Source organism: Sunxiuqinia sp. sy24, from assembly GCF_052677165.1.
In genome coordinates this window covers 94,420-120,863 of sequence record NZ_JBQYLH010000010.1, presented here as the reverse complement: position 1 = coordinate 120,863, position 26,444 = coordinate 94,420, and the positions used below count along the sequence as shown (strand labels likewise).

Genomic DNA, 26,444 nt, shown 5'->3' with positions numbered 1-26,444 from the left:
CTAACTTTGTGAACGAATTATTGATCAGCAATGAAAAAAATAAGCTTATACTTCTTCCTGATAATTTTGACGGTGACCTCATTCTCCTGTAAAGAGAAAAAGGGCTTTCCGAAACCCTCAAACCTGATCGAGGAGATCCAAATGGTGGATATGCTTTGCGATATTCATCTGCATGAAGCATACGCCAACCAATACCGTTTTAAAAAAGATACGGTTCAATTAGAATCCAAGGATCTGTACCTTTCGGTACTTGAAAAATACGGTGTGCCGGATTCAGTCTTCGCTCAATCGGTCGTTTTTTATTCCAGCAGACCCAAACTTTATGATCGCATCTACCAGCAAGTGGTGGACCGCCTGAATATACTTCAGGAAGAGAACAGCGCCCAAAAAGAGGTCAATATTCAGCCCGAAGAATGAAAAAATACGCTGCTCACTATCTTTTCACGGGCAAGGAAAACCCCATAGCCAAAGGAATTGTCCAAGTAGACTCCAGTGGCCTGATCCTGAAAATCACAAACCCCCACGGCTTACTGGAAGAGCAAGCCGGCCTGGAATTTCATAACGGCATTATCTGCCCGGCCTTTGTCAATGTTTATCATGAATTTGAACCCGAGCGCTTTTACCGCAAATTCCCCTTGCTAAAAGCATTTCAGACGCTACGACCGGAGCGCTTATCGACTGAAAAAGATTTGTTGAGCTGGCTGATTGCCATTCAGCAGACCGATGAACAAATTAGCCTGCAACAGCTGATTGCCTTATTTACCATTGATGCTGCCAAGGCCATCGATCTGGAAAAAGAAATGGGCAGTCTCACACCCGGGAAACGCCCCGGCCTGATGTTGATCTCGGGCATGGACTACCAAAACCTGCGACTGACTGAAAAGAGCCATTTAAAAATGCTGATCTAAAGTCGGAGTGCATCTCCAGCCTAATCGACTCCGGCAATTGACTGAGAAACTGGTGATAAAGGAATAAAAAAACGAAAGCCTGAAGAGTCAACATCACTTTCTAAAACTTACTTATGGTTTGTAATACTGAGCAGGTGACTCAAGTCACCTGCTCAGTTGTCACTACAACGCTCCAAACCCGTGCAAGAATCCATTTCTTTCGCCTGGGTTTTAAACCAACTGTTTAATCCTTACTTTTGCTGAAAAATTACCGCATGGCAACCTTTCTGTTTGACGAGATTATTTTTGGGCCGGTTAAAAGTCGCCGGTTGGGTGTTTCCCTTGGTGTAAACCTGCTTCCTACCGACAGCAAAGTCTGTTCGTTCGATTGCATTTACTGCGAGTGTGGCTGGAACCCGAAACAGCGGGAGAAAAAAGCGAAACTACCAAGCCGGGAAACCGTTGCTGACAAACTGCGCAACAAGCTGAGGTCCATGCAAACAGCTGGAGAATTGCCAGATGTAATTACCTTTGCGGGGAACGGTGAACCCACCCTGCACCCACAGTTTGCCGAAATTATTGATGACACCATCGCCCTGCGTGATGAGTTTGCCCCCAACTGTCGCATCGCAGTGCTTTCAAACTCAACCATGATTCATCGTGAAAGTGTTTTTCAGGCGCTCTTAAAAATCGAAGACAACATTCTGAAACTGGATTCGGCCATTGAAAAAACCGTGCAACTGCTGGACTGTCCGGTTGGGCGTTTCGACCTGCAACAAACCATGGAGCAACTCAAACGATTCGGCAATCAGGCCATTATTCAAACCCTGTTTGTACGCGGAGAACATAAACAACAAGTGGTGGATAACACCACCGAAGAAGAACTTAAGACCTGGCTGGATGCACTCCTGGCCATTCAACCCAAACAGGTCATGATTTACACCATTGCCCGTGACACACCAGCCCAGGGGCTTCAAAAGGTTTCGCTGGAAGAGCTGAATGCCATTGCCGACCGGGTAAAAGCAGCCGGCTTCGAGGTGCAGGTGTCCGGTTAAGTTCGACCGTTTCTCCCTCGGCTATTTCCCTTAAATAAAACGGCTTGCAGCAATGACGTAAAAATGACGTAAGCCAGACGCTATACACACTAAAACCTGCTCCTACTTTTGTTCGAAACTTTAATCTGAAGAAAAATGAAAAACAACGATTTAGCCAAGCGCGTCAAGCTCCTTCGTTCACGGAAAGGGTTTTCACAAGAGTTATTAGCCGAGAATTCCGGCTTGAGTCTACGCACAATTCAACGTCTGGAAAATGGCGAAACGGAACCACGTGGCGACACCTTAAAACGTTTGGCTCATGCGCTGGATGTTTCGTCGGATGAAATCATGGACTGGACCATTGAGGAAGATCGCGGGTTTCTGACCAGCCTTAACTTATCGGCCTTGAGTTTTATTCTGTTCCCTCTTCTTGGCATACTTGTTCCCTTAATTCTTTGGATTTCGAAAAAGGATAAAGTAAAAGACGTAGATCAAGTAGGTAAAAACCTGCTGAATTTTCAGATTAGCTGGAGCATGTTTCTCTTCTTGGGACTGATTGGCAACATTTTACTAACACAGTATCGGATCCATTCGACTGGGGACATCAATATGGCCATCCTCATGACCGCCAACCTCATCAACATTGGGCTGTTTGGATCAACCTACTTCTTCAACCTAACGCTGGTCATCATCAATACCATTCGTATCCAGAATGAGAAAGCAACATGGTACTTTCCAAAGATTCGCTTTCTACGTTAATCCGAATCACTCTTTCAGAACAACAACTACACTTTACAAATCGAACATTCCGATCGAATCAATTCAAGCTGGTGCGTGTCCATTCTGTGGATTTGCCCAGCCATTTGATACCCACCACGTAGCCTTTTAGAAAAAGGGTATTCGGATCGTCTTTAAACCAGCCAAAGCAATCGTAGGTTTTGCCCGACTTGGGATCATAAATTCGCCCGCCCTGCCATTCCTGCTCGCTAGCGTCATACTTCAAACTGCTTAAAATCTGAAGACCGACAACGGAACGGTTACGCAAAGCCGGATCAGGATTTTCGTCATCTTTGGGTGGCTGTCCATTTTCATATTTCTCCGGAATCAGGTAGACAATGGTTCCGGAGAACACCCCATCTTCTTCAACCACTTCAATTTTCGAAGTCTTTTCATCATTCCACCATGTACCGGTGATGTCGGAGGCCTTTTGAGCCGAAACGGTATTAAGCCAAAGCCCAAACAAAAAAAGAATCAGGATTTTTTTCATACAATCAGGATTTGATATCTAATTCATTGCCATTGCTTCTATTGGAAAGTAGGTCATCTAAAGATAACAAGATCAATGAAAAAAAAAGCCTGAAATTTTCAATTAAGCATCATAACACAAGAAGGAAATGTAATCGACCACCATTTCTGCCGGCTGCACTTCGCCTGAGTTCCCTCTTCGCAACAGCGCAATACCCGGTCGCCGGGCCACTTGACTGGTGTATTCAATTAAGGCCATGATCGGGCCATAGCCACAGGCCGACACCTTGTGTTGCTGCACCGCATCAAACACCTTCTGACTATTCATACTTAAAATTTGGTCAATCACCAGTTGATCCTTTTCATAACCCATGCTTGGCGATTCGTGATGCGAAAAATCAGAAGAGGCAATCAATAAAATACGCTGCCCGGTTTGCACGGCTGCCTGTCGAATTTTGGAGGCCAGCGACACCGCACTGGCTACCGTTTGCTTATTCATAGTAATCATGGCTACTGCAAATGGCCCTTCAGCGTACAACTGCAAAAAAGGCAGCTGAACCTCACCCGAATGCTCGAGTGAGTGTGCCCGGTTATTGGGTTCAATATCCAAAGCATCCACAAAAGCCAAATCGGCATTCACCAGGCCCAGCGGGGTTTTCCATTCGGCATACGTACTGGTGTTAAACCAGCCCGAGCCATAGCCGGTATGATTCGGATTAACCACCACAATGGTATCGAAATGCTGCTGACTCTGCTTCAAAATATCGTAGAAATGAATGGCTTCGTAGCCCGAATAAGCATAGCCTGCATGTGGCACAATACCGCCAATCAGAGTCCGCTTAGCCAACTCGTTGTTAATGGTTTCCTTTTCGGCCTGGTAAACCTCCTGAATGAGTCGTTTCAAGGCCACTTCGCTATCGGGGTAAAAACTCCCGGTAAAAATGGGGTTACGAATGGACGTGTTCATAGAAATGGTGTTTAATAACGTTGGTGTTACAATGCTGACAATTGCCATGGGCATCCATCCCGGTTGGGTGAACCTGGTAAGCATCGCGCTCAATCAGCTTGTTGTTGCAATGCGGACAAAACGTATCGCCATGATCACCGACAAACAAGTTGCCCAGGTAAACATGATGGAGATAGTTTTTAGCCAGATCATACATCCGAAATAAGGTCTCGGCCCGCGTTGGCTCCAGGCGCAGCTGGTAGCCGGGAAAATACCTGGAAAGATGAAGTACCGTTGAGCTCCCAGTCTCACCGACAATCCATTGACACAGTTGTTCAAACTCCTGCATATCGTCATTCAGCCCCGGAACAACCAGGGTAGTCAGCTCCAGATGACTCGTTGATCGTGCAATTTGTTTGATCGTACGTAAAACCGGACTCAGCCTGCCACGACAGTGCTTCCGGTAAAAAAGCTTGCTGAACGCTTTCAAATCAATGTTAAAGGCATCAATCAAGCCCAACAGACTACTCAAAGGCTCGGGATTAATGTACCCATTACTGATCATGGCCGTGCGCAACCCCTCAGCCTTCGCATTAACCGCCGCACTCAGCATAAATTCATAATTAACGGTGGGTTCATTATAAGTAAAAGCCAAACCGATGTTGTGGCTGGTCTTTTGGGCCAGACCGACCAACTCATCGGGCGAAAACTCATGCAATGGTTTCCGGTCGGTCACCCCCTCTTGCGTAAGGGTATGATTTTGACAATACGGGCAATGCAAATTACAGCCGGCTGTTCCCACCGATAAAATTTTATGCCCCGGGAAAAAGTGATACAACGGCTTTTTCTCCACCGGATCCAGATTCATGGCCTCCACTTTGCCATACACTTTGGATAAAAGCACACCACCATGATTCAAACGAACAAGGCAATCGCCAAATGCTCCGGGCTGAATTAGGCAGTTGTGCGGACACAGATGGCATTGCACCTGGTCTTTATGCAACTGACTGTAATAAAGTGCTTCATGCATGATTTCCTCATTTAATACGGGGCTGACAGCAGCGTGCAGGATCCCATAATTTCCTATACGCAAACCTTCGATAAAAGGTATTCCCAAGTAGCACGATGACCTCAAACAAGCAGGCCAAAAAACTGAATAAGGTCTTTTTTAAAACCAAACAGATGTAATATCTTTCCCGAATTATTACTTATACCCTTAGAAACAATACAACGTTTACGCATATGAGTCGAATTAATCTGAAAACAAACATGCTCCTGTTAACTATTATAGCGATGTTTGCGTCTATGAATAGCTACAGTCAGAATCAGAAAACACGGGAAGACATCCCAGAACAGTATAAATGGAATTTATCCGATTTGTATGAATCGGACGAAGCCTGGCGCGATGCCGTAAAAGATTTAACCACCCAGCTCGATGAAGTAGAAAAATTCAAAGGCTCCTTGACCCAATCTGCCGAGAATTTACTGAAAGCGCTGGAGTTCAATAGCAGGCTTTCCAAAGAAGCATCCAAAGTTTACTTATATGCCGGTATGAATTCCGACCTGGACACCCGCAACATGAAATACAATGGCATGAAACAAGAGCTGCAGTCTGTATTCTCCAACTTTGGAGCTAAAGCTGCCTTCATTGAACCGGAGATCCTTTCAGCCGACTGGTCAACCATTGAAAATTTCATCAAAAAAGACCCCCGCCTGGCGATTTACCGCATGCCTTTGGAAAATATGTTCCGCACCAAAGCCCACTCGTTAAGCGAAAAGGAAGAGCGCATCATGGCTCTTTCAGGAATGGTAAGTTCTGTTCCCCAAACCGTATATGGGACCTTCTCCAATGCCGAAATGACCAAACCCGAAGTACGCTTAACAGATGGCACGAAGCTGAAGATTGGCAGCGCCGAATATGGCCGCTACCGGGCATCAGCCAACCGCACCGACCGCGAGATCGTGTTCGAAGCCTACTGGAACAACTATGCTAAGTTTCGTGCTACCTACGGAGAAATGCTCTACGGGAATGTGAAAGCCGATATTTTCCAGGCCCGCGCCCGGCACTACGATTCGTCACTCGAAGCTTCGCTTTACCCGAACAACATTCCGGTAGAAGTGTATCATTCATTGGTTGACAATGTGAATGAAAATCTGCCGGCTTTCCATCGTTACCTGAAAATCAAGAAACGGATGATGGGCGTTGACACGCTCAAATACCTGGACTTATATGCTCCAGTGGTGAAAAATGTGGACCTGAACTATGACTACGACGAGGCAACAACCCTCATTCTGGATGCACTTAAGCCACTGGGGAAAGAATATGTGAGCACCGTAAAAAAAGCCGTAGATGAACGTTGGATTGATGTGTACCCCACCGAAGGCAAGCGCTCCGGAGCCTATTCCAACGGAGCCTATTATGATGGACATCCCTTCATTCTACTGAACTACAACGATCTTTACGACGATGTGAGCACCCTGGCACATGAGCTGGGTCACACCATGCAAAGTTATTTTTCAAACAAGACACAGCCCTACCCGACGGCTGACTACGTGACTTTTGTTGCCGAAGTGGCCTCTACCTTCAACGAAGTATTGCTCTTCGACTACATGATGAATAAGGTGGAAGACGACGATGTACGCTTGTCATTGCTGATGGAATGGCTCGACCGTTTCAAAGGGACCTTGTTCCGCCAGACTCAGTTTGCCGAGTTCGAACTAAAAATTCATGAAGAAGCCGAAAAAGGCAAACCACTGACCGGCGACGAGTTCTCCGAAATATACACCGACATTGTCAATCGCTACTACGGACACAATGAAAATGTGTGCTATGTAGATGACTACATCAACATGGAGTGGGCCTATATCCCTCATTTCTATTACAACTTTTACGTGTACCAATACAGCACCTCGTTCACCGCATCCATTTCGCTGGCCGAAAAAGTGATGAGCGGCGACAAACAAGCGCTGAAAAACTACATCGATTTCCTTTCAGCTGGTGCGTCAGACTACCCAATTACCTTGTTGAAAAATGCCGGAGTGGACATGACCAGCTCTGAACCATTCGACAAAGCCATTGCTTCGATGAACAAGGTGATGGATGAAATTGAAAAGATTTTGGACAAGAAGGAGAAAGAGTAACCAAGTTACTGACTGTCCGCTTATGAACCAGTCTCCCACAAGGGAGACTGGTTTTTTTTCAGCAACGGAACCAATAGCTGACCGAGACGCCAACAGTCAACAAGATGGGAGATCCAGAATCGATCCGGCAGCATAACGGTATAACAACAAGGACTAAATGCAGCCGTTATCCTTAAAAAACACTAATTTTATTTTTACAAACTCAAATACTTCAACATGAACAAATTAATCGCTATCTTTTGTCTGGCAATTCTCGCAACTGCGATAGCCTGCACTTCAACCAGTGAGCAACCGACCGAACCCGCTCGCGTGATTATGGGTTATTACTTTGCAGGAGAAGATGCACAGATTGAAAAACTTCCTCTGGACAAGTTAACGCACATCATTTTCTCGTTTACGGAAGTGCTGGACGGGGAAATGAAGTTTCCAACCGAATTCAGCGCTGATCAACTGCACCGTTTGGTTGCCCAAAAGAAAAACTATCCCGGACTGAAAGTAATGATTGCCTGCGGTGGCTGGGTTGGCAGTAAAGGATTTTCGGAAATGGCTGCAACTCCTGAATCGCGCAAAAAATTTGTGGATAGCACCGTTGACTTCATTAACACGTACAAAATTGACGGAATCGACCTTGACTGGGAATATCCGGCTTTGCCAGGAGATAATAACCCTTACGGCCCGGAAGATACGCCCAACTTTACTTCGCTGGTTAAAGAGCTTCGCGAAGCGATGGATAACATTGATGAAGATTTAATCCTTTCGTTTGCATCAGCCGGATGGGCCAAGTACTACGACCACATCGAAACCCTTGAGGTAATGAAGTATGTGGATTACATGAACATCATGACCTATGACCTGACAACCGGAGCCAATCCGTTTACTGGTCACCACACCAATTTGGGACTGATTACGAAAGAAGACCTGGAAGGAACGCCTATGATGGAAGCCTACAAAGCTGATCCGGATTTTGATGTGGAAAACTGGACGCCACGTTCCACGGAGTTCATTGTTGACTATTGCATTGAGCTGGGTATTGAGCCTTCTAAAATTGTGTTGGGAGCTGCTTTCTACGGACGTGGATGGAAAGGTGTTCCTCCTGAAAACAATGGCCTTTACCAACCCAACCAGGGAATTTTCATCAACTGGGCATCTTACTCGCTTATGCGCGACAAGTACGAAAACAAGAATGGCTATGTTCGCTATTGGGATCCGGTAGCTGAAGCACCTTACCTATACAGTGCCAAAGACAGCATTTTCTTCTCCTACGACGACAGCACGTCACTAAAAATGAAGAGCCGTTATGCGATCGACAAAAACCTGGGAGGCATTATGTTTTGGCACCTGGGCGACGACACCACCGAAGAGAACAGCTTGCTGGATGCCATTTATGAGGAAATGACACGCTAAAACAAGCACTGAAAATAAAGAAAAAGGCTATCTCAAAAGTAATTTTGGGACAGCCTTTTTTTATGGCTATACCGACAAGCTTTTCCAAAGTTTAAAACTTTGGAAAAGTTAAACTCGATATTGGCACACAAAACATGGAAACCGAATGATTAAAAATTATCTGAAAGGAATTGCTGGTAACTCCATTAATGCCAATCTGGCCGCCGTAGACTTCAATTTCAAAGGATTACTTCGGAAAATCAAAGAAGAGGTTCTTTGGCTTAATATTTCACTGGAAATAATCATTAGACAAAACAATTATCTCCAGTAAATATTAGTTCATAAGGATTACTAATTATACAATCATTGATTTTTTTTAATTCTTGCCAGATGACATTACGATCTCGGTTTTTTCTGTAAATCAATCTTTTATCGAAACAATAGCAATGCTTATTAATCCACCAATCAGCATTACAGAACCTGCGAGAAAAGGAAATCCTGCACTAACTCTACCTTCAATAGTAGCCGAGTATAAAAATGGAAGATAATAAAACATTCCAGCAATGGCTGTTATCATAGTCACGATAGCCATTATCATTACAATTTTCTTTAAGTCAAGTTTTTTCATATTGTGATTTTAATCTTATGTTGCCTATTTGCACTATCGTTCCAGTATACGGCACAACGTTCTGGTATTTTATCTATCGTCATAGCGTGCCGTCAAATTAATAATAATAATAACACACAAGAGTAATATTTGCTTTTTCGCCAGGCATTAACCAACGGAACATGAGTGCCTGCATCAATCGTATTCCCCTGCTGGCTCGGATTTACAATCGTGTCATTACTGAAGGCAATACGATTCCACGACAATGACATTCAATAAACCACTTTCTCTTACACAGTCAACTAATTGTTAAAAACGACGCCCGGCAGATCGATGAGAAGAACGCTTTTTTACAGATAACACTACCTTTGTACTTTCAAAAAAAGAATCAAAAAAAATGGGAAACAAAACCGATAGAACCATAGGAACACCATTTTCAGCAACCGCTACCAAAGCGCTGATGCTTGGTTCGGGAGAATTGGGGAAAGAAGTCGTTATTGAATTTCAGCGCTACGGCCTGGAAGTGATTGCCGTAGACAGCTACGAAAATGCGCCGGCCATGCAGGTGGCCGACCGTTCGTATGTCGCTTCCATGCTGGATGGCGAAAAGCTGGCTGAAATCATTCGCAGCGAAAAACCCGATTACATCATTCCCGAAGTGGAGGCCATTGCCACCGACACCCTGATCGAGCTGGAGAAAGAAGGGTTCAACGTAATCCCTACAGCCAACGCCACCAAGCTCACCATGAACCGCGAGGGAATCCGGACACTGGCTGCCGAGAAACTGGGGCTTTCAACTTCGCCTTACCGTTTTGCAGGAAGCAAGGAAGAGTTCGACGCTGCCATTGAAGAAATTGGCTTTCCCTGTGTGGTGAAGCCCATTATGAGCTCGTCGGGCAAAGGACAAAGCGTCGTTAAAAGTGCCGGCGACATTGACCGTGCGTGGAACTACGCCCTGGAAGGAGGCCGCGGAAAAAGCGACCGCGTGATTGTGGAAGGTTTTGTTGATTTCGATTACGAAATTACCCTGTTAACCATTAGCCATGTGGGTGGCGTTTCGTTTTGCGAACCCATTGGACACCGCCAGGAAGGAGGCGACTACCAAGAATCGTGGCAGCCACAAATCATGACAGAGAAAGCCCTGAGCGAAGCCCAGCGCATTGCCAAAGCCGTGGTGGAAGCACTGGGGGGCTATGGCCTGTTTGGCGTCGAATTCTTCATTAAAAACGATCAGGTGTATTTCAGCGAACTATCGCCACGCCCGCACGACACCGGTATGGTAACCATGATTTCGCAGGACTTAAGCGAATTTGCCCTGCACGTGAGAGCGGTGCTTGGCTTACCCATTCCCAACATTCATTTTCATGGTCCGTCAGCCAGCAGTGTTATCATGGTTAAAGGCGAATCGACCCAAGTGGCTTTCGGCAACCTGGGAGAAGTGCTCAAAGAAACCAATACGCAGGTGCGCCTGTTCGGTAAACCCGGCGTAAGCGGCGAACGTCGCATGGGTGTTTGCCTGGCCCGCGCCAACTCAGTCGACGAAGCCCGCGAAATAGCCAACCGCGCCAGCGCTTCGGTTGTTGTAAAATTGTAAATCCATTTTCAAGATACCAGAGCAAGCAGATCCGGTTTCGGGTCTGCTTTTTTTTGTCTCTTCTCGTATCTCATCTGCCGAAAATGGGCTTGGTATTATAAGCTTATTCTCTTCTTAATATTTTCACAATACGCTTATATACGATTTCCGATAAACTCCAGGTGTATCCTTCAAAATCAGCTGTATTCACAAATTGAATAACAACCGCGTCGATGTCTTTGTGGTATTTGGCAATACTCTGATAGCCGGGAACCAGTCCCGTATGCTTGTACACATAAATAGACGAATAGATTTCCTGTTCCCCTTCATCAAACAATGAGCCATCGTTTAATGCCCGTAAGAATATCCCCACATCTTCTGCTGTCGCGATCATTGAGCCATAATCGGTCGTTTTAATATCTTCTTCTACGCCAACATAGTAACCACTCATCAAATCGTCCATATTCACATCATAAATCGATCCGAAGGTATTTTTCAATCCGAGACGATCCAGAACTTCCTCTTTGATGTATTGAAAACTGCTAACTCCCATCACGTTCTCAATAAGTAAGCTAATCAGTAAATAGTTGGTGTTTGAATACCCATAGTCTTCATCGGGGGCAAAGGTTGCCGGCAAACCAAGTACCCGCTCAAGCGCTTCCTGGCTGCCTGTTGGTGGGTCTGTCCAAAAGTTGGGGGTGTCTGCTAAATTCGGAATACCACTCCGATGCTCCACTAGCATTCTCAAGGTAATTTTCTCCGCATTTTCAATTCTTCCCACAAGTTCCGGAAAGTAATCAGCAAGCGTTTTATCCAAAGACAAATGTTTGTCATTTACCAATTTGGCAATAGCAACAGCATCATACAACTTACCAATGCTGGCAATCTTGAATAAGGCTTTTGGGGCGGCAGCTATTTTATTTTTCCGGTCATGCCAGCCAGCCGCATAAAACTCAGGTGGCTTTCCTGCTTGGTCCACATAAACAATCATGCCATCAAATCCATAACCAATTGCCTCATCCACTTGCTCCTGAACCGTAGCAGGCAGTGGTAAAATCCAAGCCTTTACCAAAATCCATGGGACGAACAACAAGGAGCTTATGCTTGCAATAATAAATACGATTCGGAGTATTCGTTTTGTCTGTTTCACCTTCATAATACCATGCTATTTCAGTACGATGCCTTTTTATTCGATTACTCATGACGGCATTCTGTCAACAAAGTAAAATTAAGCCGTTTATATTCTATTCGCTTTAATGGCTGTTATCTAAACAATTCCTGACCCGAAAAGATTGCTAGATAGTCTGGCAGACGGCAATATGAGAACTGACGGTTTGCGGTGTGCAAACTTTTCCAAAGTTTTAAACTTTGGAAAAGTTAAGAAAATAAAAGCCCGACCATCGTGGTCAGGCAAAATAGCTTATATCCAATTGGAAAACCCATAAGACTTGTTTCGGCTATCAATCCCGGTTTACGTCAACACCGCGTTCAGCCACTGTGCTGCGCACTGGCCGAACACTTAATTGTTGGCAGTAGTTTTTATTTTTCATTTAATTCTCCATCTTTATTATATGACAAAAAAATTCCCTCATTATTAAATAAGTAAGATCTTCTTTCTTCTTCAATTTCTTTTAGAATTTCTTCTTTGTTGTCTATATTTCCCATTATTTTTTCAGCATAATTGCGGAGTAACATACCTATAGATATGACTCTTTCATTTTCATCCTCTAAATATATCCCACTGGGGAATTTCGTTCTAATAAAGTATTGTTTTTTTCTAGCGACATATTCTGAATAATATATTGGTCTATCTTTAAGATTTATATTTATAAATACTAAATGGGAAAAAATCTCCCTTAATTGAAATGGAGTTACAGCCCCATTTATTTTCTTAAAATTTTCCATAAAAACATTCAAAGCTGCAGAAGAGTCATTTAAAATGGATATAATTGAGAATTCGCCTAACTGCAACATTATGCCTTTCCCTTAAAGATTATCAATATAATCAAATCCATCCAAATTCAAGGTAGCTATAGATGGGACTATTAATAATGTTCCATAAACTTCACTATCTATTTTCGCATCTGTGTAATGACTCCTAACAATACAATGGATATGATGCATATCTTCCCAAAAGTAGTTGTCTGCTAAACACCCTGAGTCTTTTCTTAGGTCGCGATCAGTTCGTAATGTTTTATCTTTTAAATGAGTTTTTAGGAAAATCAAAGACAGCCACTTGAATAGTGTTTTAAATAATTCCGGTTTTTTATGTATAGATTCAATTATTTCAGTATAACTTTTGGTAAGAAGTTCACTCATTGGAACCTCATAGGTTTTACCTAACTCACGATTGCATTCTTCACAACATGGTATCTTATATTGACCATAGTTAAACGAGGTGTTGTTAGGTAGAGTAATAGTTTTAGCATGTAATTTATACTTTCGTAATATCCAATCAGGTATAACATGTTCATCATTAAACTTTTTAGTTTCGGGTACTGCCCCGCAAATGAAACAACAACTCCCCTTTGCAATATCCTTAATGAAATCTTCCAGTCCTATAAAGACTGCCTTCCCTTCATCGTTTATTATTGTTTTACTCTTATTTGGAATCATGTCATTAAATTCTGTCTAACGGTAAATTTTCAAATTACCCTCAAAATTTCAACCGTTAACTTGAAAAATCAATGGTTTTACAATAGGGGGAATTACTGCCAACGTTTCAATGTGATTTTTAGCCGGCTATTTGTGGCCGGCGGGGTTAACAAATAAAGACACGAATTAATGTAACTCACTGATAGCTTAGCTTTTATTGTGTATTGTGCACAGTTAATTTTTGTCAATCCATCCTTGTATTAGTTCATATTTCATTATCTCATGTTTTGGATATTCTCCACTACGTGACCAAATTTCAAGATAATCAATTAATCCGTTCTTAATGAATAACATCCCTTCAGCGTCCAATTCTTGTTCTTTTGCTTTTATTATCAATCCATCTAACACTTTATCTTCAGTAATTTTAAATCTCTCAATTGATATTGGTTTAATAAAATGGACAAATAATCCAGTACATGTATATTCTAAATCCTTTATTTCTAACAAATCAACTTGGGCCTTTAACAAATCATAATCCGATTCAGTCTCAATGAGTTTGTTTAAAATATCATTTATGTATTTTGAATTAATCATAATCTTTTAATCTCGTTTGTCTTTCATTATCCAAAATCCTCAAAAGTTCTCTTGCTCCACGGTATCTACCAGGATACATTACCAGACCACTCTTTTGTGTCTCTCCAATTGCTGTAAGTGTAAGATTTATAATTTCTAGCATAGATTCAAGAAATTTATGAACTTCATCAATATGAGTTGATGTTCCAAAATCTTTTCCGCCAGTTGTATAATTCAAATCATAATGAGCTAAATGTTTTCTTCTATAGTTTATTATGTCCTTATATTCTTTCTTGAGATTAATTAATTTACTTTCAAGCTCTTTCGATTCTTCTTTCTCTTGTTCCTTTAAAATCTCAACTAATGTAAATAAGGTTAAATTTAAATTTTGTCCTTGTTTATGATTATCAAGAAGTCTCGCAATTGTTATCAGAAAATTTCCCCAGTAAAAGTCATTCAAATCCATGAAAAAATCAGGAAGCAAATCATTTCTCAAATCCTTAATGTTTTTGTCGTCCGAAAACAAGGTTTCAAACTCCATCACTTTTGTCTTAAAATGAACCCAGTTATCGAATATTTTCTTTATCCTAATGTCCATGTTTGTAGCTCTGTCTTAATTGTGCACAACGTTCTAGTATTTTATCCATCGTTCTGGCATGCTGTTAAATTAGTAATAATAATTGACATTGTTATTTTGCTATTGGGAGAGTTTAAAATGATGGATAAAATATAGTTGGACTATTCCCCGTCGACGCTATGGGCTTCCCGTTTGCAGAATCTCCTCTATTGTCTCAGATTAAGACGATTGCCGTTTCGTTTCTTTCGCTTCTTGTTATTCGAGCACTGCTTTTACTTCAGGGGCGAACATAGTTTCCCCGTTGACCTTTAGATCAGTCTGTTGGAAACTTATTGTTCGGTTTATCAAAGAACGCGTGTTTGTTAGTTCAGGCAGAGTTGCTTATCGGGTAAACTTTCATGATCCCTTCGCCGCATTGCTTACATCGCCAAGGGTCTTTTCCGCTAAGGATCTGGAAAGCTTGGCAAGCATTCAATCCTTCCACCGGCGAGAGGTACTGGTCTTTGTCTATCAGAGCCAGGCATTGCTCTTTTTGAGCGGCAGCATTGGCCGAAGCCAAAATGCCAAAGTACCTGATTTTGTAGAAACCCGAAGGCAAAATGTGGAGTAAAAATCGTTTGACAAATGTTGCTCCATACCAAGTCCAAATCTTTCCCGTTTTTTCTAAGTTATTTCAAAGTATCTTCTGTGTTTTTCAATACAGAAGCTATACAGAAGATACCCAGAAGCAACGCAGAAGATCCGGAGTTGAACCGAAGACGATTCTGCCCGGAAAAACGAACGAAAACACGAACTCATGAATGAACGAACCGACAACCGACAAGGTCTAAGTCCCCCACTTCACCGGCAGGTGAAAGCGCGTGGGCAGAAAATTTGGCCCGGGCCAGCGAGAGCCTTGCGGGCGGAAGCATGAAATTTTCAAGATTTTTCTTTGTTTCCATGCCCGTCCGGCAGGCGAGCGTTTCTTTTCATCCGAAAAGAAATGAAAAACCTCATTCAGCTAGAGCCTAACCATCAGCAAACCACCTCGTCACCGGTAAACCGGTGCCATCCCTACCAGCAACCGATCCTGAAACAAGTTCAGGATGACGCTCAACGACGTAGCGGTGCACCGAGCGAAACAATTATCAAAGGGCACTCCGCTCCAACACAAACACGCCACAAACGTCTTCGCAGTCGTAGGTCGATCCTACCATTTGATTTTCGGTCATGCGTTGTATTTCAAAAGTATTGGGAAGGTAGCTAATTTCGCAGCCGTTTTGCAGAGCAGTAAGCTCAACGCTTTCCAACAACAACTTTCCATTAGCAATGGTGCCTTTTACCTTTTCGGTAACTTCAATGCGGTAATTGTTTTCGACCTCTTCGGTAAACGAAAACACGCCACTTACCTCATTACCGGTTTGGGTGAATTCAACCTGCCCTGTCGATTGGCCGTATTCAAAATCTTCGTGGTATGTCCAGCTTCCGCTAATATCCATGGTTCCTCATTTTAAAGGCAAACTTAATAATTTTCGTCATTGCACAGAAACTGGCAACTGCTAACACGCCACCCCATGGGTTCAACGACTTTTTTTACCTTTGCACGAAAACACAACTATGTCAAAAGTCAACTGGAAACCCGGAACCATGGTGTACCCGCTGCCAGCCGTATTAGTCAGCTGCGGCGAAACACCTGAGGAATACAACCTGATCACCATCGCCTGGACAGGAACCATTTGCAGCGACCCGCCCATGTGTTACATCTCGGTCAGGCCCAACCGGCATTCGTACGAAATCATTAAACGAACCGGCGAGTATGTGATCAACCTGACCACCGAAGAGCTGGCCCGCGCAACCGACTGGTGCGGCGTGCGCTCGGGCAAAAAGTTTGACAAATGGAAAGAAATGGGACTCACCCCTGCCCCTGCCACCATTGTCAAAGCTCCCATCGTACAGGAAGCCCCCATCTGCATTGAGTGTAAGGTGAAAGAGATTGTTCCGCTAGGCACGCACGATATGTTTATCTCCGAGGTGGTTAACGTACTGGCCGATGAACGATACCTCGATCCGGAAACCAATGCTTTCAGCCTCAAACAAGCCAAGCCGATTTGCTATTCCCACGGTCATTATTTCAAACTAGGAGATCCTATTGGCAAATTTGGCTGGTCGGTTGAAAAGAAAAAGACCAAAATGAAGAGAAAGAAAAAACGTTCGGAATGAACCATTCTTAAAGTTTTCTGTAATAATCTGGAACAGATTACGACAGATGCTAAACATCTGAATTTCGGAGAACTTAAAACATGAAAACAATGAAAACAAGTTACCGGGTGCTGGGCACCCTTTTAGTTTTACTTATTATGATGACAACACAAGCAGAGAACAACGAAAATCCCTTACTGAAACCTTTTCAGCATATCCATCAAACGGCCCCTTTCGGGGAAATTAAAAACGTGCATTTCTTACCCGCTTTCAAAGCAGCCATCGAGGAAGCACGTGCCGAAGTGGATGCCATTATCAACAACCCGCAACCGGCTTCGTTTGAGAACACAATTGTGGCCATGGCCAAGTCGGGCGATCGGCTATCGACCATTCGCAAAATATTTTTCAACCTGAACTCGGCTGAGACCAACGACGAGATTCAAAAGATTGCGCAGGAAGTGGCTCCCATGCTTTCGGAGTTTAGCAACGATATTTCGCTTAACCCCGATTTATTTGCGCGTGTAAAAGCCGTTTATGAGCAAAAAGAACAGCTGGATCTGAATCCGGAACAGAGCACCTTGCTCGAAAATTCGTACCTCGGATTTGTACGAAGCGGAGCCAACCTGAATGAGGCCGATAAAACCCGCTACCGCGAAATTACTGGTGAGCTGTCGAAGCTAAGTTTGAAATTCTCGGAAAACGTGCTGGCCGAAACCAATGCCTTTGAAATGCACATTACCGATGAAGAAGCATTAGCCGGACTACCTGATTTTGCTAAAGAAGGAGCCGCCCAAACGGCGAAGTCGAAAGACAAAGAAGGCTGGATCTTCACCTTGCAATACCCAAGCTACATCCCCTTTATGAAGTATGCCGACAACCGTGAGCTGCGCGAAAAGATGTACCGTGCATTCTCTTCAAAAAGCAACAAAGGCAACGAATACGACAACAAGGAGATCATAAAAAGAGTGGTGAGCCTGAAGCTTGAGAAAGCCAAACTTCTGGGCTACGAGTCGCACGCCGACTACACGCTGCAACGTCGCATGGCTGAAACACCCGAGCGGGTGATTGAGTTTTTGGAAGACCTGCACCAGTCGTCGCGTACCGCTGCACAAAAAGATTTTGCCGAAGTGGTGGAATTTGCCAAAGCCGACGGTTTTAACGAACAGCTACAACGTTGGGATTGGTCTTATTATTCCGAAAAATTGAAAAAAGCACGCTACGGCTTCAACGAAGAAGAAGTAAAAGCCTACTTCAAGCTGGAAAACGTGATTGATGGCGTATTCGACCTCGCGCAAACCCTCTATGGGCTGGAGCTCAAGGAAAACAAAGCCATTCCGGTATATCATCCTGATGTGAAAGCCTACGAAGTTTTTGACGCTGACGGCGCATTTGTTTCAGTGCTTTATATGGACTTCTTCCCGCGCGACGGTAAACGCTCCGGTGCCTGGATGACCGATTACCGTGGGCAGTGGCACGAGAATGGGCAGGACATTCGTCCTCACGTAAGCATCGTGACCAACTTCACCAAACCCACCGAAACCAAACCTTCGCTGCTGACTTTTGATGAGGTGACCACCTTTCTGCACGAATTTGGACACGGGCTACATGGCATGCTCAGCCAATGCCAGTACGAAAGCACTTCGGGCACCAACGTATTCTGGGACTTTGTGGAACTGCCCTCGCAAATACACGAAAACTGGGCCTACGAAAAAGAATGGCTCGACCGCTTTGCCGTTCATTATGAAACGGGCAAAAAAATCCCAAGTGAACTGATCCAAAAGATTGTTGCCGCCAAAAACTTCCAGTCGGGCTACATGTCTGAACGCCAGCTTAGCTTTGGCATGCTCGACATGGCTTTCTACAACACAACAGAAACGCTGACAGAGTCCGTGGCAGCAATAGAAGCCAAGGCGATGGCTCCAACCGAGCTTTTCCCAATGGTGGAAGGCAGCCTGATGAGCACCTCGTTTTCGCACATTTTTGCTGGTGGCTATTCGGCTGGATACTACAGTTACAAATGGGCTGAAGTGCTGGATGCCGACGCTTTTTCAGTATTTAAAGCCAATGGTATTTTCGACCGGAAAACAGCCGATGCTTTCCGCACCAACATCCTCGAAAAAGGCGGAAGTGAGAATCCCATGGATTTGTATGTTCGTTTCCGAGGACAAGAACCAACCGTGGAAGCGCTACTCGAACGTAGCGGATTAAAAAACTAAGTGGCAAAAACTGCTAACGAAAAGCCTGGACATGAATTTGTTCAGGCTTTTTTAGGCTCAATCGGCCAGGACTAACCTGAGTTTTAACTCGTAGAACTCATTTACCTCCCAATCAACTTATTCATAAACTTTGAAGACGTTCAATTCAACATTTAAAAGCGGTTGGCTGTTGTGCTTTAAACTGACTGAAAACAGAGTTGTAATCAATCATTTATAAAAGACACAAACCATGAAGAAACTAAACGTACGTCACGCCTTGGCTCTAAGCTTTTGTTTAAGCCTGTTTTCGTTCGCTTCTTACGCCCAGCCAGAAGCCAAAACAGACACGCTGCACATCCCCAAAAATGTCAAGGTGATTCTGGATAATTCGTGCTTTGGCTGCCACAATACTGATTCGCGAAACGATGACGCCAAAGAGGAACTCGATTTGAAAACCCTGCCTCAACTGAGCGGAACGAAAAGACTGGTCGCCCTGAAACATATTGGTGAAGTAATTGAAGAAAATGAAATGCCTCCCGAGAAGTTTCTGGAACGAAAACCGGAGAAAGCCCTGACCGACAAGCAGAAAGAAACACTGATCGACTGGGTGAAGCAAGAAAGCACCAGCTTACTTAGCAAGTAATTTTTAAACCAGAAAAACAAAGCATATGCGAACCGCTTTTCGCCTCATCCTTCTGCTGTTTATCGTGGGATTAGTTGTTATTCAATTCTTTCAGCCCGAAAAGAATCAGGGCACAGTCGGAGCAAATCATCTCTTAACAAGTGAGCAGGTACCGGATGATATCTCACAATTGCTGACCAATGCCTGTCTGGATTGTCATTCCAACCAAACAGACTACCTGTGGTACCATCAGTTTGCACCGGTATCGTGGTTCATCAACGACCATATTGTTGAAGGGAAAAGCGAGCTCAACCTGTCGAACTGGAAGACCCTGGAGGTGCTGGATCAAATTGCCGCGTTGGAAGACATAGCCAAAGAAGTGGATCATGGTAAAATGCCGCTTAAATCGTATGCCGCTGTGCATTCCAAAGCACGGCTCTCGGAAGAAGAAACCAAAGCACTGGTAGCTTGGGCAAACGACTTTAGCGAACGCTTACTAACGGGAGAATAAGGTAATTGTGCATTTAGCCCGTTCCGATTAGAGAGGTAAAGGCAAAGGCGGAGGCGGAAGAACAAGCGAAGAGAAGGTGTCCCGGGAACCGGGACGGATGGGTTAAGAGAATCAAGTAAACAGGCAGAAAGCAGAAGGGAATCCTCCAACTTCACCGCAAAGTGAAAAGCACGTGGGTCGAAAATTTGGCCCCGGCCAGCGGGGGCCTTGTGAGCGGAAGGATGAAATTTTCAGGATTTCTCTTTGTTTCCGTTTCTTTTCATCGGAAAAGAAATGAAAAGTGCAGCTGGGGTCAAGTGTTGACCATCAACAAACCACCTCGTCGCCGGTAAACCGGTGCCACTCATCCTTACCAAAAAGGAGGAGAAAAGAACACACGAGCATACGAAGTCACGCATCTTAGGTACTGAGGAACTACCAGGATCTGACGAAAAATCCCCAGCCGGTTAATTCGACTGAGGATTTCAATATCCGTCAATAGCTTAATTATCATTTCATCCGGGTTCCTTCTTCGGTGCTCTTTGCACCAAGCCCCTGCTTCGAGCCTTTAGCCCTTAGCCAGTGAGAACAAGAACTCGAGACCTCCTTCGGGCTTGTTTCGAACGGAAATTTCGCCCTTATGCAGCTGCACCGCATTCTTTACAATCGACAAGCCCAGGCCGGTTCCCCCGCTTCCGCGGGTGCGGCCTTCGTCGGCCCGGTAGAAACGCTCAAAGATACGTGGCAGATGTTCCTCTGGAATACCTTTTCCGGTATCAGAATAACTCAGGTAGTAGAACTTTTCGTCTTCGAGGTATTGCTTAATTTGAATCTCCGCATTTTCACCGGCATAGTTGATCGAGTTTTCAATGAAATTCTGGAAGATAGAGGCCAGCAAGCTGTCGTTTCCATAGACGTTCACCTCATCGCTCACCGACACTTGCACCAGCATATTTCGCTCATTCAGGCGCGACTCCAGATTCTCAATCACATCGTTAATCAGCGGACGCAGGTGCGTGTATTTAAACTCAAACAAGTCGCCGGCATCTTCAATGTTGTTGAGCAAGGAAATGTCGTTGAGCAATTCATTCAGTCGCTCACTCTGGCTAAAAGCTCGCTGAATAAAATACTCGAGCTTATCCTTGGGCAGGTTCTTGTTGTTCAGAATCGTTTCCAGGTAGCCTTTAACCGAAGCCAAGGGTGTTTTTAGCTCATGGGCAATATTCGATGTCAGCTGCTGTTTCAGCAGGCGTCGTTTCTCCGGCTTGGTAATGTCGCTAATCAACACTTCAAAGCTCTTATCGGGAAAGACGATGCTTTGCACCCGAAAATACTTTTCGTTACGCGAGATGGTAATCGAAAACTGGGGCAGATCCTTGGTATTAATCACATCATCATCACCAAGACATTTATCAATCTGAAGAACAAGTGGCTTAAAGTCTTCGATTTCAAAAAGCATGTCGGCCGAGACTGACGAACGATCAGAAATCAGGTTGATGTATTGAATAAAATGGCTGTTAGCCAGTATCTTTTCTTTGTTTGGAAGAAAGAAAGCGATTCCTTCGTTCAAGGCATTCAAGTGGTTAAACAGGCGTTCTTTTTCGGCTGTCAGGTCTTCCTTGGCTTGCCTCAGGTCGTTGTAAATATGCACAATCTGCCGGCGAATATCACCAAATTCAGAGTCGGCAAAAGTCAGACTCGGATCGATGTTTTCGTGCCGACCGGCCCGAACGGCAAAGTCGCGCAGCTTATTGACAAACTCCCCCAGGCGATTGGTAACCAGCGACAGCAAGCCCCACATGATTACGAACAGGGCAATCATAAAGAAAATAAACACCCGCTCGGTTTTCAGGAAATTCTTAATTTCAATGTTGTATTCCACCGCACACCGCACGAAATAGCCATCGTAGTAGCGCGCAAAATAGTAAAAGTCCTGTCCGGTAGTTTCGGAATACCGAATGTTGCTTCCTGTTTCTGAATAAAAGGCTTTTTGTACTTCCGGACGCGACAGGTGGTTCTCCATCTGGCTGTAATCCGACACGTAGCTATCATACAATACATCGCCTTTGGTATCGATCACCGTCACCCGGGTATTGCTCTCCGGAATCAGGTAGCGGATGGTGTCCAAACGGGCAAAATTCTGTTCCTCCATAACATCGTAATGCTCGATGTAGCGATTGGTAAAGCCCGCAATATTGTCCAGCGTATTTTCAAGCTGATCGGTCCGATAGCGTTTTTCGCGGTTAAACTGAAAGGCCAGAATCGCGACCATGAAAAAGGAAAATGCAGCAAAAAAGTAGATAAAAATCCGCTGCTTGTATGTTCTACGTTGAAGTCCCACAGTATCTGTTTTTAAAGTTTTAGTATTGACTCGTTAATGACCATTGCCAAATTACTAACATCTGTTTATTCTCCTGTATGAAGCTGATGTGTTTATCTAATTATCAAAGCAGTACCCATAGCCGGATCGCCCCTTGATGGCAGTGCCATAGGTCTTTATTTTCTTCCGCAAGCGGGCAATATTCACATCTACATTCCGCTCAGTAACAATCACATCGTCGCTCCATATCCGGTCCAGAATTTCCTGCCGGGAGATAAACTTTCCACGGTTTTTCATCAACATCGCCAGAATCTCAAATTCTTTGCGGGTCAGTTTTAGCTCCTCCTCATCAATAAAGGCTGACTTTCGACTCACATCTACCTTTAACCCATGATGCTCTAACAGCGTGGAGGGTTTGTTGGTGACGATTCCGCGTTTCAGAATGGCTTTAATGCGAACCACCACTTCCTTGATGGAAAAGGGTTTAACAATGTAGTCGTCGCCCCCCACATTGAATCCGGTCAACAAATCATTTTCCGAACCTTTAGCCGTCAGGAAGATGATGGGAATATCCAGATCTTTCTCTTTCCTCAGAAAGTCGGCCATTTGGTAACCCGACATGCCGCCCATCATCACATCGAGCAGGATGAGGTGGTAATTCTCCAACGGCATCGTTAAGGCCTCTTCGGCCGACGCAGCCACATCAATTTCAAAACCTTCGCTTGATAAATTAAACTGAAGAATTTCGCGCAGGTCTTTCTCGTCATCAACAACCAATATTTTAGGGGTATAATCCATGGCTCTATTTACCAAGTTTATGGTGACGAATATCTTTTCCTTCAATAGAATAGATGGCTGCCTCGGCAATGTTGGTGGCATGATCAGCAATACGCTCAATGTTCGACATCATTTCCTTGATGGTTACAATGCTCATGAGCAAGTGCTTGTTGCTTTCCTCTGTTTCCGTTTTCGCCAGTATCTTTTTCATCAACTTATGGTTGATCTCCTCAAAAACCAGATCATTTTTAATAGTCCAGATCGCAAACTCCTTATCATCATTCAAATAGGAAAGTAAGGATTTTCGAACCATCTTAATACTCTGAATAGTCATATTTGACAAGACTTCCCTTAAGCGCTCGTAAACTTCAGGAGTTTTAATTTTATTGATGAAGTTGGTTACATTAACCACAATGTCGCCTATGCGTTCCAGGCTCAGAATAATCCGATAACAAGCCATAATCCAGCGTAAGTCGGAAGCTACCGGCTTGTACAACACAATGGCATTAACAATCTTATCGCTCAGCTTGACTTCCCGCTTGTCGATGTCCTTTTCATTCTGCATGATCTTCTTCAACAGCCCGTCAGCCACATCTATTTCTCCCGAAATGATGATCTGCTCCATCTGGTCCAACTGCTCAAGTACCAGGTTGGCCATGGCCTCAAAGTCCGCCTGAATATGATTAATCGCGTCGTCTTTTTTAATAGTCATGATTTGATTTTATTAGTGGCTGTTAACCAAATTTTCCGGTTAAATATTCTTCCGTTCTGGAGTCTTTCGGGTTGGTAAACATGTTTTTTGTTTTCCCGTATTCAACCAACTCACCAAGATACATAAATAATGAATAGTCGGAGATCCGAGCCGCCTGTGACATGTTGTGCGTCACCAAAACGATGGTGTAATTTTCTTTCAGTTTGACCAGCAGATCCTCAACCTTTGAGGTGGCGATTGGATCCAGGGCCGAGGTGGGCTCGTCCATCAGAATCACTTCGGGACTAAAAGCCAGTGCCCGTGCTATGCACAGGCGTTGCTGCTGTCCGCCAGAGAGAAAGGTTCCCTTTTTGTAAAGCGAATCTTTCACTTCATCCCAAAGAGCCACATCGCGTAGCGAACGCTCCACAATCTCGTCGCGCTCTTTCTTTTTAGTACGAATGCCATTCAGCTTGTAACCTGCAATAACATTATCGTAAATGCTCATGGTTGGGAATGGGTTGGGGCGTTGAAAAACCATGCCCATGTGCCGCCGCAGCTTGATGGGCGACATGTCGTAAATATTACTGCCATTCAGCAATACCTCGCCTTCAGTACTAATATTTTCATACAGCTCGTGCATCCGGTTCAGGGCACGCAGCAAGGTACTTTTACCACAGCCCGAAGGTCCCATGATAGCAGTCACCGAGTTCTTCTTGATTTCAACCGACACCTTTTTGACCGCATAGTTCTTGTCATAGGCAACAGACAAATCGTTGATCGACAGAATCGGTTTTTTTATTTCAGCTATTGTGTTTGTCATGTTCTAATTTCTTTTGGCGGTAATCTGCTTCGAGACAATATTCAAAATTAAGACAATCGCCATTAAAAGCAGGGATGAACTCCAAATCAGGTCAATCATATTTGGATCGTTATAAAATTCCCAGATCAACAGCGGAATGGCGCTGGTCGGCCCGGTGATGTCCAGGTTAATCCGGGAACTGCCGAGTGCGGTTAACAACAAAGGAGCTGTTTCACCCAGAATTCGGGAGATTCCCAATAAAATTCCGGTTAACAAACCACTAAACCCGGTGGGAACCAACACCCTCAAGATCACTTTGTGGTAGGGAACCCCCAAGGCCAGTGCGGCTTCTTTTAAGGTTTGCGGAATCATTTTCAGTGTTTCCTCCGTCGATCGCACAATCATGGGCAACATCATAATAGCCAGCGATACGCTGCCCGCCAAGGCCGAATAGCCGCTGGTAATGTGCTTCACCACCCACAAATAGGAGATTAGTCCTAATACGATGGAGGGAACGCCCTGTAAGATATCCGATATATTTCGTGTCAGGTTCGCCATCAGTTTACCCTGATTTTCATACAGGAAAATCCCCGTCAACACCCCAACAGGAATGGCAATGACCGCAGCCAACACCACCATCACCAGCGTACCAACGATACCATTGGCAATTCCGCCGGGAATCTTTTCACCATTGGCCACAGCGGTCATCGCTTCAAAGGTGTCCGGTGTATTCTGAATCAGGAAATCAAGACTGATCTGCCGATAGCCTTCCATCACCAGCTTGGAGATAATCAGAATGATTGGTGATATGGTGACCAATGACAGGACGACAACCCCAATAAGCACCAGCTTGTCTTTCAACAAACGGCTGGATGAGTGATCCTGATTTTTAAGTGCTTGAATGGATTCCATGGGAAGCTTAGTTCATCTTTTTAATTATCAACTTTCCAACAGCATTAATGATACCGGTAATTAAAAACAAGAGCAGGCCAATCGCGATCAACGAACTCAGCTTGAGCCCATCGGCTTCGCCAAACTGGTTGGCAATCACACTGGCCATGGTGTTTCCGGTGTCGAAAAAACCGGAAGGCACTACATTGGTATTTCCGATGAGCATGGTAACGGCCATGGTTTCGCCCAAAGCGCGCCCAAAAGCCAGGATGTAGCCCGCAACGATGCCCGAGCGTGCGCTGGGAATGGTCACGGTGGTAATCACTTCCAGGCGGGTGGCACCCAAGGAGTAGGCTGCTTCTTTCAAGTCGTTCGGTACCATGCTGATGATTTCATTACTCAGCGAAGTGGCGTAGGGAATAATCATGATGGCCAGAATCAGACTGGCAGTAAAGATTCCAAAACCCCGTCCGCCAAAACCCAGCTCAATTAATGCGGGACGAAGTACATAAAAACCCCAAAGCCCATACACGATGGAAGGGATTCCAGCCAGCAGATCCACCAAAAGTCCTAAAATACGCGCCACGCGGGTTCCCCGAAAGTATTCACCAATAAATAGTGAGGTTGAAAAAGACAAGGGAAGACAGAGCAGAAGCGCAGCAAAAGAGGTCATTAATGTTCCGACAATGAACGGTAAAGCACCGTAGTCTTCCTGCCCTTCCGTGGGGTTCCATTCTCCGGAGAAGATAAATTGCCAGCCAAAGGTTTTCAATGCGGGGATGGCGCCTCCAACCAAGGAGTAAACCATACCTGCCGCCAACATCAAAATAAGTGTGGATACGGAGAATAAAACGGCTTTGGTGATTTTGTCACTGTTCATCGGTGTGGATCGTTTGGTTGTTAGTCATCGGGTGACT

At 44.4% G+C, this 26,444-nt stretch carries 28 protein-coding genes and 1 pseudogene; 12 read left to right on the top strand and 17 right to left on the bottom strand.

Annotated elements, in window-relative coordinates:
* Window positions 1-30 precede the first annotated feature (30 nt).
* From ACUNWA_RS10545 to ACUNWA_RS10530, 4 genes are all read left to right on the top strand, one after another.
* Window positions 31-417 (top strand): DUF4296 domain-containing protein, encoded by a 387-nt coding sequence (locus ACUNWA_RS10545; protein WP_445591870.1) that lies wholly within the window; start codon window positions 31-33, stop codon window positions 415-417.
* Complete coding sequence (locus tag ACUNWA_RS10540; protein WP_445591869.1) at window positions 414-908, top strand: hypothetical protein; 495 nt, start codon at window positions 414-416, stop codon at window positions 906-908. Before ACUNWA_RS10545 ends, ACUNWA_RS10540 begins: the two co-directional genes overlap by 4 nt.
* A gap of 254 nt (window positions 909-1,162) precedes the next feature.
* A complete protein-coding gene (locus ACUNWA_RS10535; RefSeq protein WP_445591868.1) occupies window positions 1,163-1,942 on the top strand; it encodes a radical SAM protein in 780 nt (259 codons plus the stop codon).
* 135 nt (window positions 1,943-2,077) lie between these two features.
* Complete coding sequence (locus tag ACUNWA_RS10530; protein ID WP_445591867.1) at window positions 2,078-2,680, top strand: DUF4870 domain-containing protein; 603 nt, start codon at window positions 2,078-2,080, stop codon at window positions 2,678-2,680.
* Between the two features lie 58 nt (window positions 2,681-2,738).
* Here ACUNWA_RS10530 and ACUNWA_RS10525 read toward each other — a convergent pair whose 3' ends face one another.
* The 3 genes from ACUNWA_RS10525 to amrS form a co-directional block, all read right to left on the bottom strand.
* Window positions 2,739-3,188 carry a DUF2147 domain-containing protein gene (locus ACUNWA_RS10525; protein WP_445591866.1) on the bottom strand — a complete coding sequence of 150 codons (450 nt, stop codon included), beginning with the start codon at window positions 3,186-3,188 and terminating at the stop codon, window positions 2,739-2,741.
* A 102-nt stretch (window positions 3,189-3,290) separates the two neighbouring features.
* Window positions 3,291-4,133 carry an AmmeMemoRadiSam system protein B gene (gene amrB / locus ACUNWA_RS10520; RefSeq protein WP_445591865.1) on the bottom strand — a complete coding sequence of 281 codons (843 nt, stop codon included), beginning with the start codon at window positions 4,131-4,133 and terminating at the stop codon, window positions 3,291-3,293.
* Complete coding sequence (amrS, locus tag ACUNWA_RS10515; protein WP_445591864.1) at window positions 4,114-5,142, bottom strand: AmmeMemoRadiSam system radical SAM enzyme; 1,029 nt, start codon at window positions 5,140-5,142, stop codon at window positions 4,114-4,116. The genes amrB and amrS overlap by 20 nt, the downstream gene beginning before the upstream one ends.
* Window positions 5,143-5,354: 212 nt before the next feature.
* On the opposite strand from amrS, the gene pepF reads away from it, so the two are divergent.
* The 3 genes from pepF (at window position 5,355) to ACUNWA_RS10500 (ending at window position 8,967) form a co-directional block, all read left to right on the top strand.
* On the top strand, window positions 5,355-7,253 hold the full coding sequence (gene pepF / locus ACUNWA_RS10510; RefSeq protein WP_445591863.1) for an oligoendopeptidase F: 1,899 nt from the start codon (window positions 5,355-5,357) through the stop codon (window positions 7,251-7,253).
* A 216-nt stretch (window positions 7,254-7,469) separates the two neighbouring features.
* Window positions 7,470-8,657 (top strand): glycoside hydrolase family 18 protein, encoded by a 1,188-nt coding sequence (locus tag ACUNWA_RS10505; RefSeq protein WP_445591862.1) that lies wholly within the window; start codon window positions 7,470-7,472, stop codon window positions 8,655-8,657.
* 145 nt (window positions 8,658-8,802) lie between these two features.
* A complete protein-coding gene (locus ACUNWA_RS10500; protein ID WP_445591861.1) occupies window positions 8,803-8,967 on the top strand; it encodes a hypothetical protein in 165 nt (54 codons plus the stop codon).
* A 90-nt stretch (window positions 8,968-9,057) separates the two neighbouring features.
* On the opposite strand, the gene ACUNWA_RS10495 is transcribed toward ACUNWA_RS10500, so the two are convergent.
* Window positions 9,058-9,264 (bottom strand): hypothetical protein, encoded by a 207-nt coding sequence (locus ACUNWA_RS10495; protein ID WP_445591860.1) that lies wholly within the window; start codon window positions 9,262-9,264, stop codon window positions 9,058-9,060.
* Window positions 9,265-9,640: 376 nt separating this feature from the next.
* Here ACUNWA_RS10495 and purT point away from each other — a divergent pair, with 376 nt between their 5' ends.
* Window positions 9,641-10,837 carry a formate-dependent phosphoribosylglycinamide formyltransferase gene (gene purT, locus ACUNWA_RS10490; RefSeq protein WP_445591859.1) on the top strand — a complete coding sequence of 399 codons (1,197 nt, stop codon included), beginning with the start codon at window positions 9,641-9,643 and terminating at the stop codon, window positions 10,835-10,837.
* A gap of 103 nt (window positions 10,838-10,940) precedes the next feature.
* Here the strand turns inward: purT and ACUNWA_RS10485 are convergent, their stop codons facing one another.
* The 7 genes and pseudogenes from ACUNWA_RS10485 to ACUNWA_RS10455 form a co-directional block, all read right to left on the bottom strand.
* Window positions 10,941-11,972: a serine hydrolase domain-containing protein gene (locus ACUNWA_RS10485; RefSeq protein ID WP_445591858.1), complete on the bottom strand. Its 1,032-nt coding sequence runs from the start codon at window positions 11,970-11,972 to the stop codon at window positions 10,941-10,943.
* 383 nt (window positions 11,973-12,355) lie between these two features.
* Window positions 12,356-12,790, bottom strand: coding sequence for a hypothetical protein (locus ACUNWA_RS10480; protein ID WP_445591857.1), 435 nt, complete (start codon window positions 12,788-12,790; stop codon window positions 12,356-12,358).
* Between the two features lie 12 nt (window positions 12,791-12,802).
* Entirely contained in the window at window positions 12,803-13,432 is a 630-nt protein-coding gene (locus tag ACUNWA_RS10475) for a hypothetical protein (RefSeq protein ID WP_445591856.1), read from the bottom strand.
* A 213-nt stretch (window positions 13,433-13,645) separates the two neighbouring features.
* Window positions 13,646-14,005 (bottom strand): hypothetical protein, encoded by a 360-nt coding sequence (locus ACUNWA_RS10470; RefSeq protein ID WP_445591855.1) that lies wholly within the window; start codon window positions 14,003-14,005, stop codon window positions 13,646-13,648.
* A complete protein-coding gene (locus ACUNWA_RS10465) occupies window positions 13,998-14,525 on the bottom strand; it encodes an AbiU2 domain-containing protein (RefSeq protein ID WP_445591854.1) in 528 nt (175 codons plus the stop codon). The genes ACUNWA_RS10470 and ACUNWA_RS10465 overlap by 8 nt, the downstream gene beginning before the upstream one ends.
* Before the next feature lie 403 nt (window positions 14,526-14,928).
* Window positions 14,929-15,195 (bottom strand): annotated as a pseudogene (locus tag ACUNWA_RS10460) (transposase); the annotation flags it as partial.
* A 493-nt stretch (window positions 15,196-15,688) separates the two neighbouring features.
* Window positions 15,689-16,039, bottom strand: coding sequence for a hypothetical protein (locus ACUNWA_RS10455; protein WP_445591853.1), 351 nt, complete (start codon window positions 16,037-16,039; stop codon window positions 15,689-15,691).
* 118 nt (window positions 16,040-16,157) lie between these two features.
* Here ACUNWA_RS10455 and ACUNWA_RS10450 point away from each other — a divergent pair, with 118 nt between their 5' ends.
* The 4 genes from ACUNWA_RS10450 to ACUNWA_RS10435 all read left to right on the top strand — a co-directional run bounded on the left by ACUNWA_RS10450 (window position 16,158) and on the right by ACUNWA_RS10435 (window position 20,067).
* Window positions 16,158-16,760 (top strand): flavin reductase family protein, encoded by a 603-nt coding sequence (locus ACUNWA_RS10450; protein WP_445591852.1) that lies wholly within the window; start codon window positions 16,158-16,160, stop codon window positions 16,758-16,760.
* Between the two features lie 80 nt (window positions 16,761-16,840).
* Window positions 16,841-18,955 (top strand): M3 family metallopeptidase, encoded by a 2,115-nt coding sequence (locus tag ACUNWA_RS10445; protein ID WP_445591851.1) that lies wholly within the window; start codon window positions 16,841-16,843, stop codon window positions 18,953-18,955.
* A 229-nt stretch (window positions 18,956-19,184) separates the two neighbouring features.
* Complete coding sequence (locus tag ACUNWA_RS10440; RefSeq protein ID WP_445591850.1) at window positions 19,185-19,577, top strand: heme-binding domain-containing protein; 393 nt, start codon at window positions 19,185-19,187, stop codon at window positions 19,575-19,577.
* A gap of 25 nt (window positions 19,578-19,602) precedes the next feature.
* Complete coding sequence (locus ACUNWA_RS10435) at window positions 19,603-20,067, top strand: heme-binding domain-containing protein (RefSeq protein WP_445591849.1); 465 nt, start codon at window positions 19,603-19,605, stop codon at window positions 20,065-20,067.
* 547 nt (window positions 20,068-20,614) lie between these two features.
* Here the strand turns inward: ACUNWA_RS10435 and ACUNWA_RS10430 are convergent.
* The 6 genes from ACUNWA_RS10430 to pstC form a co-directional block, all read right to left on the bottom strand.
* A complete protein-coding gene (locus tag ACUNWA_RS10430; protein ID WP_445591848.1) occupies window positions 20,615-22,387 on the bottom strand; it encodes an ATP-binding protein in 1,773 nt (590 codons plus the stop codon).
* A 96-nt stretch (window positions 22,388-22,483) separates the two neighbouring features.
* The gene (locus ACUNWA_RS10425) at window positions 22,484-23,164 is read right to left on the bottom strand and encodes a response regulator transcription factor (protein ID WP_445591847.1); all 681 of its coding nucleotides are present in this window, start codon (window positions 23,162-23,164) and stop codon (window positions 22,484-22,486) included.
* Window positions 23,165-23,168: 4 nt separating this feature from the next.
* Entirely contained in the window at window positions 23,169-23,855 is a 687-nt protein-coding gene (locus ACUNWA_RS10420) for a phosphate signaling complex PhoU family protein (RefSeq protein WP_445591846.1), read from the bottom strand.
* A gap of 22 nt (window positions 23,856-23,877) precedes the next feature.
* Entirely contained in the window at window positions 23,878-24,657 is a 780-nt protein-coding gene (gene pstB, locus ACUNWA_RS10415; RefSeq protein ID WP_445591845.1) for a phosphate ABC transporter ATP-binding protein PstB, read from the bottom strand.
* Between the two features lie 3 nt (window positions 24,658-24,660).
* Window positions 24,661-25,548 carry a phosphate ABC transporter permease PstA gene (gene pstA / locus ACUNWA_RS10410; protein WP_445591844.1) on the bottom strand — a complete coding sequence of 296 codons (888 nt, stop codon included), beginning with the start codon at window positions 25,546-25,548 and terminating at the stop codon, window positions 24,661-24,663.
* A gap of 7 nt (window positions 25,549-25,555) precedes the next feature.
* Entirely contained in the window at window positions 25,556-26,407 is an 852-nt protein-coding gene (gene pstC, locus ACUNWA_RS10405; protein WP_445591843.1) for a phosphate ABC transporter permease subunit PstC, read from the bottom strand.
* Window positions 26,408-26,444 lie beyond the last annotated feature (37 nt).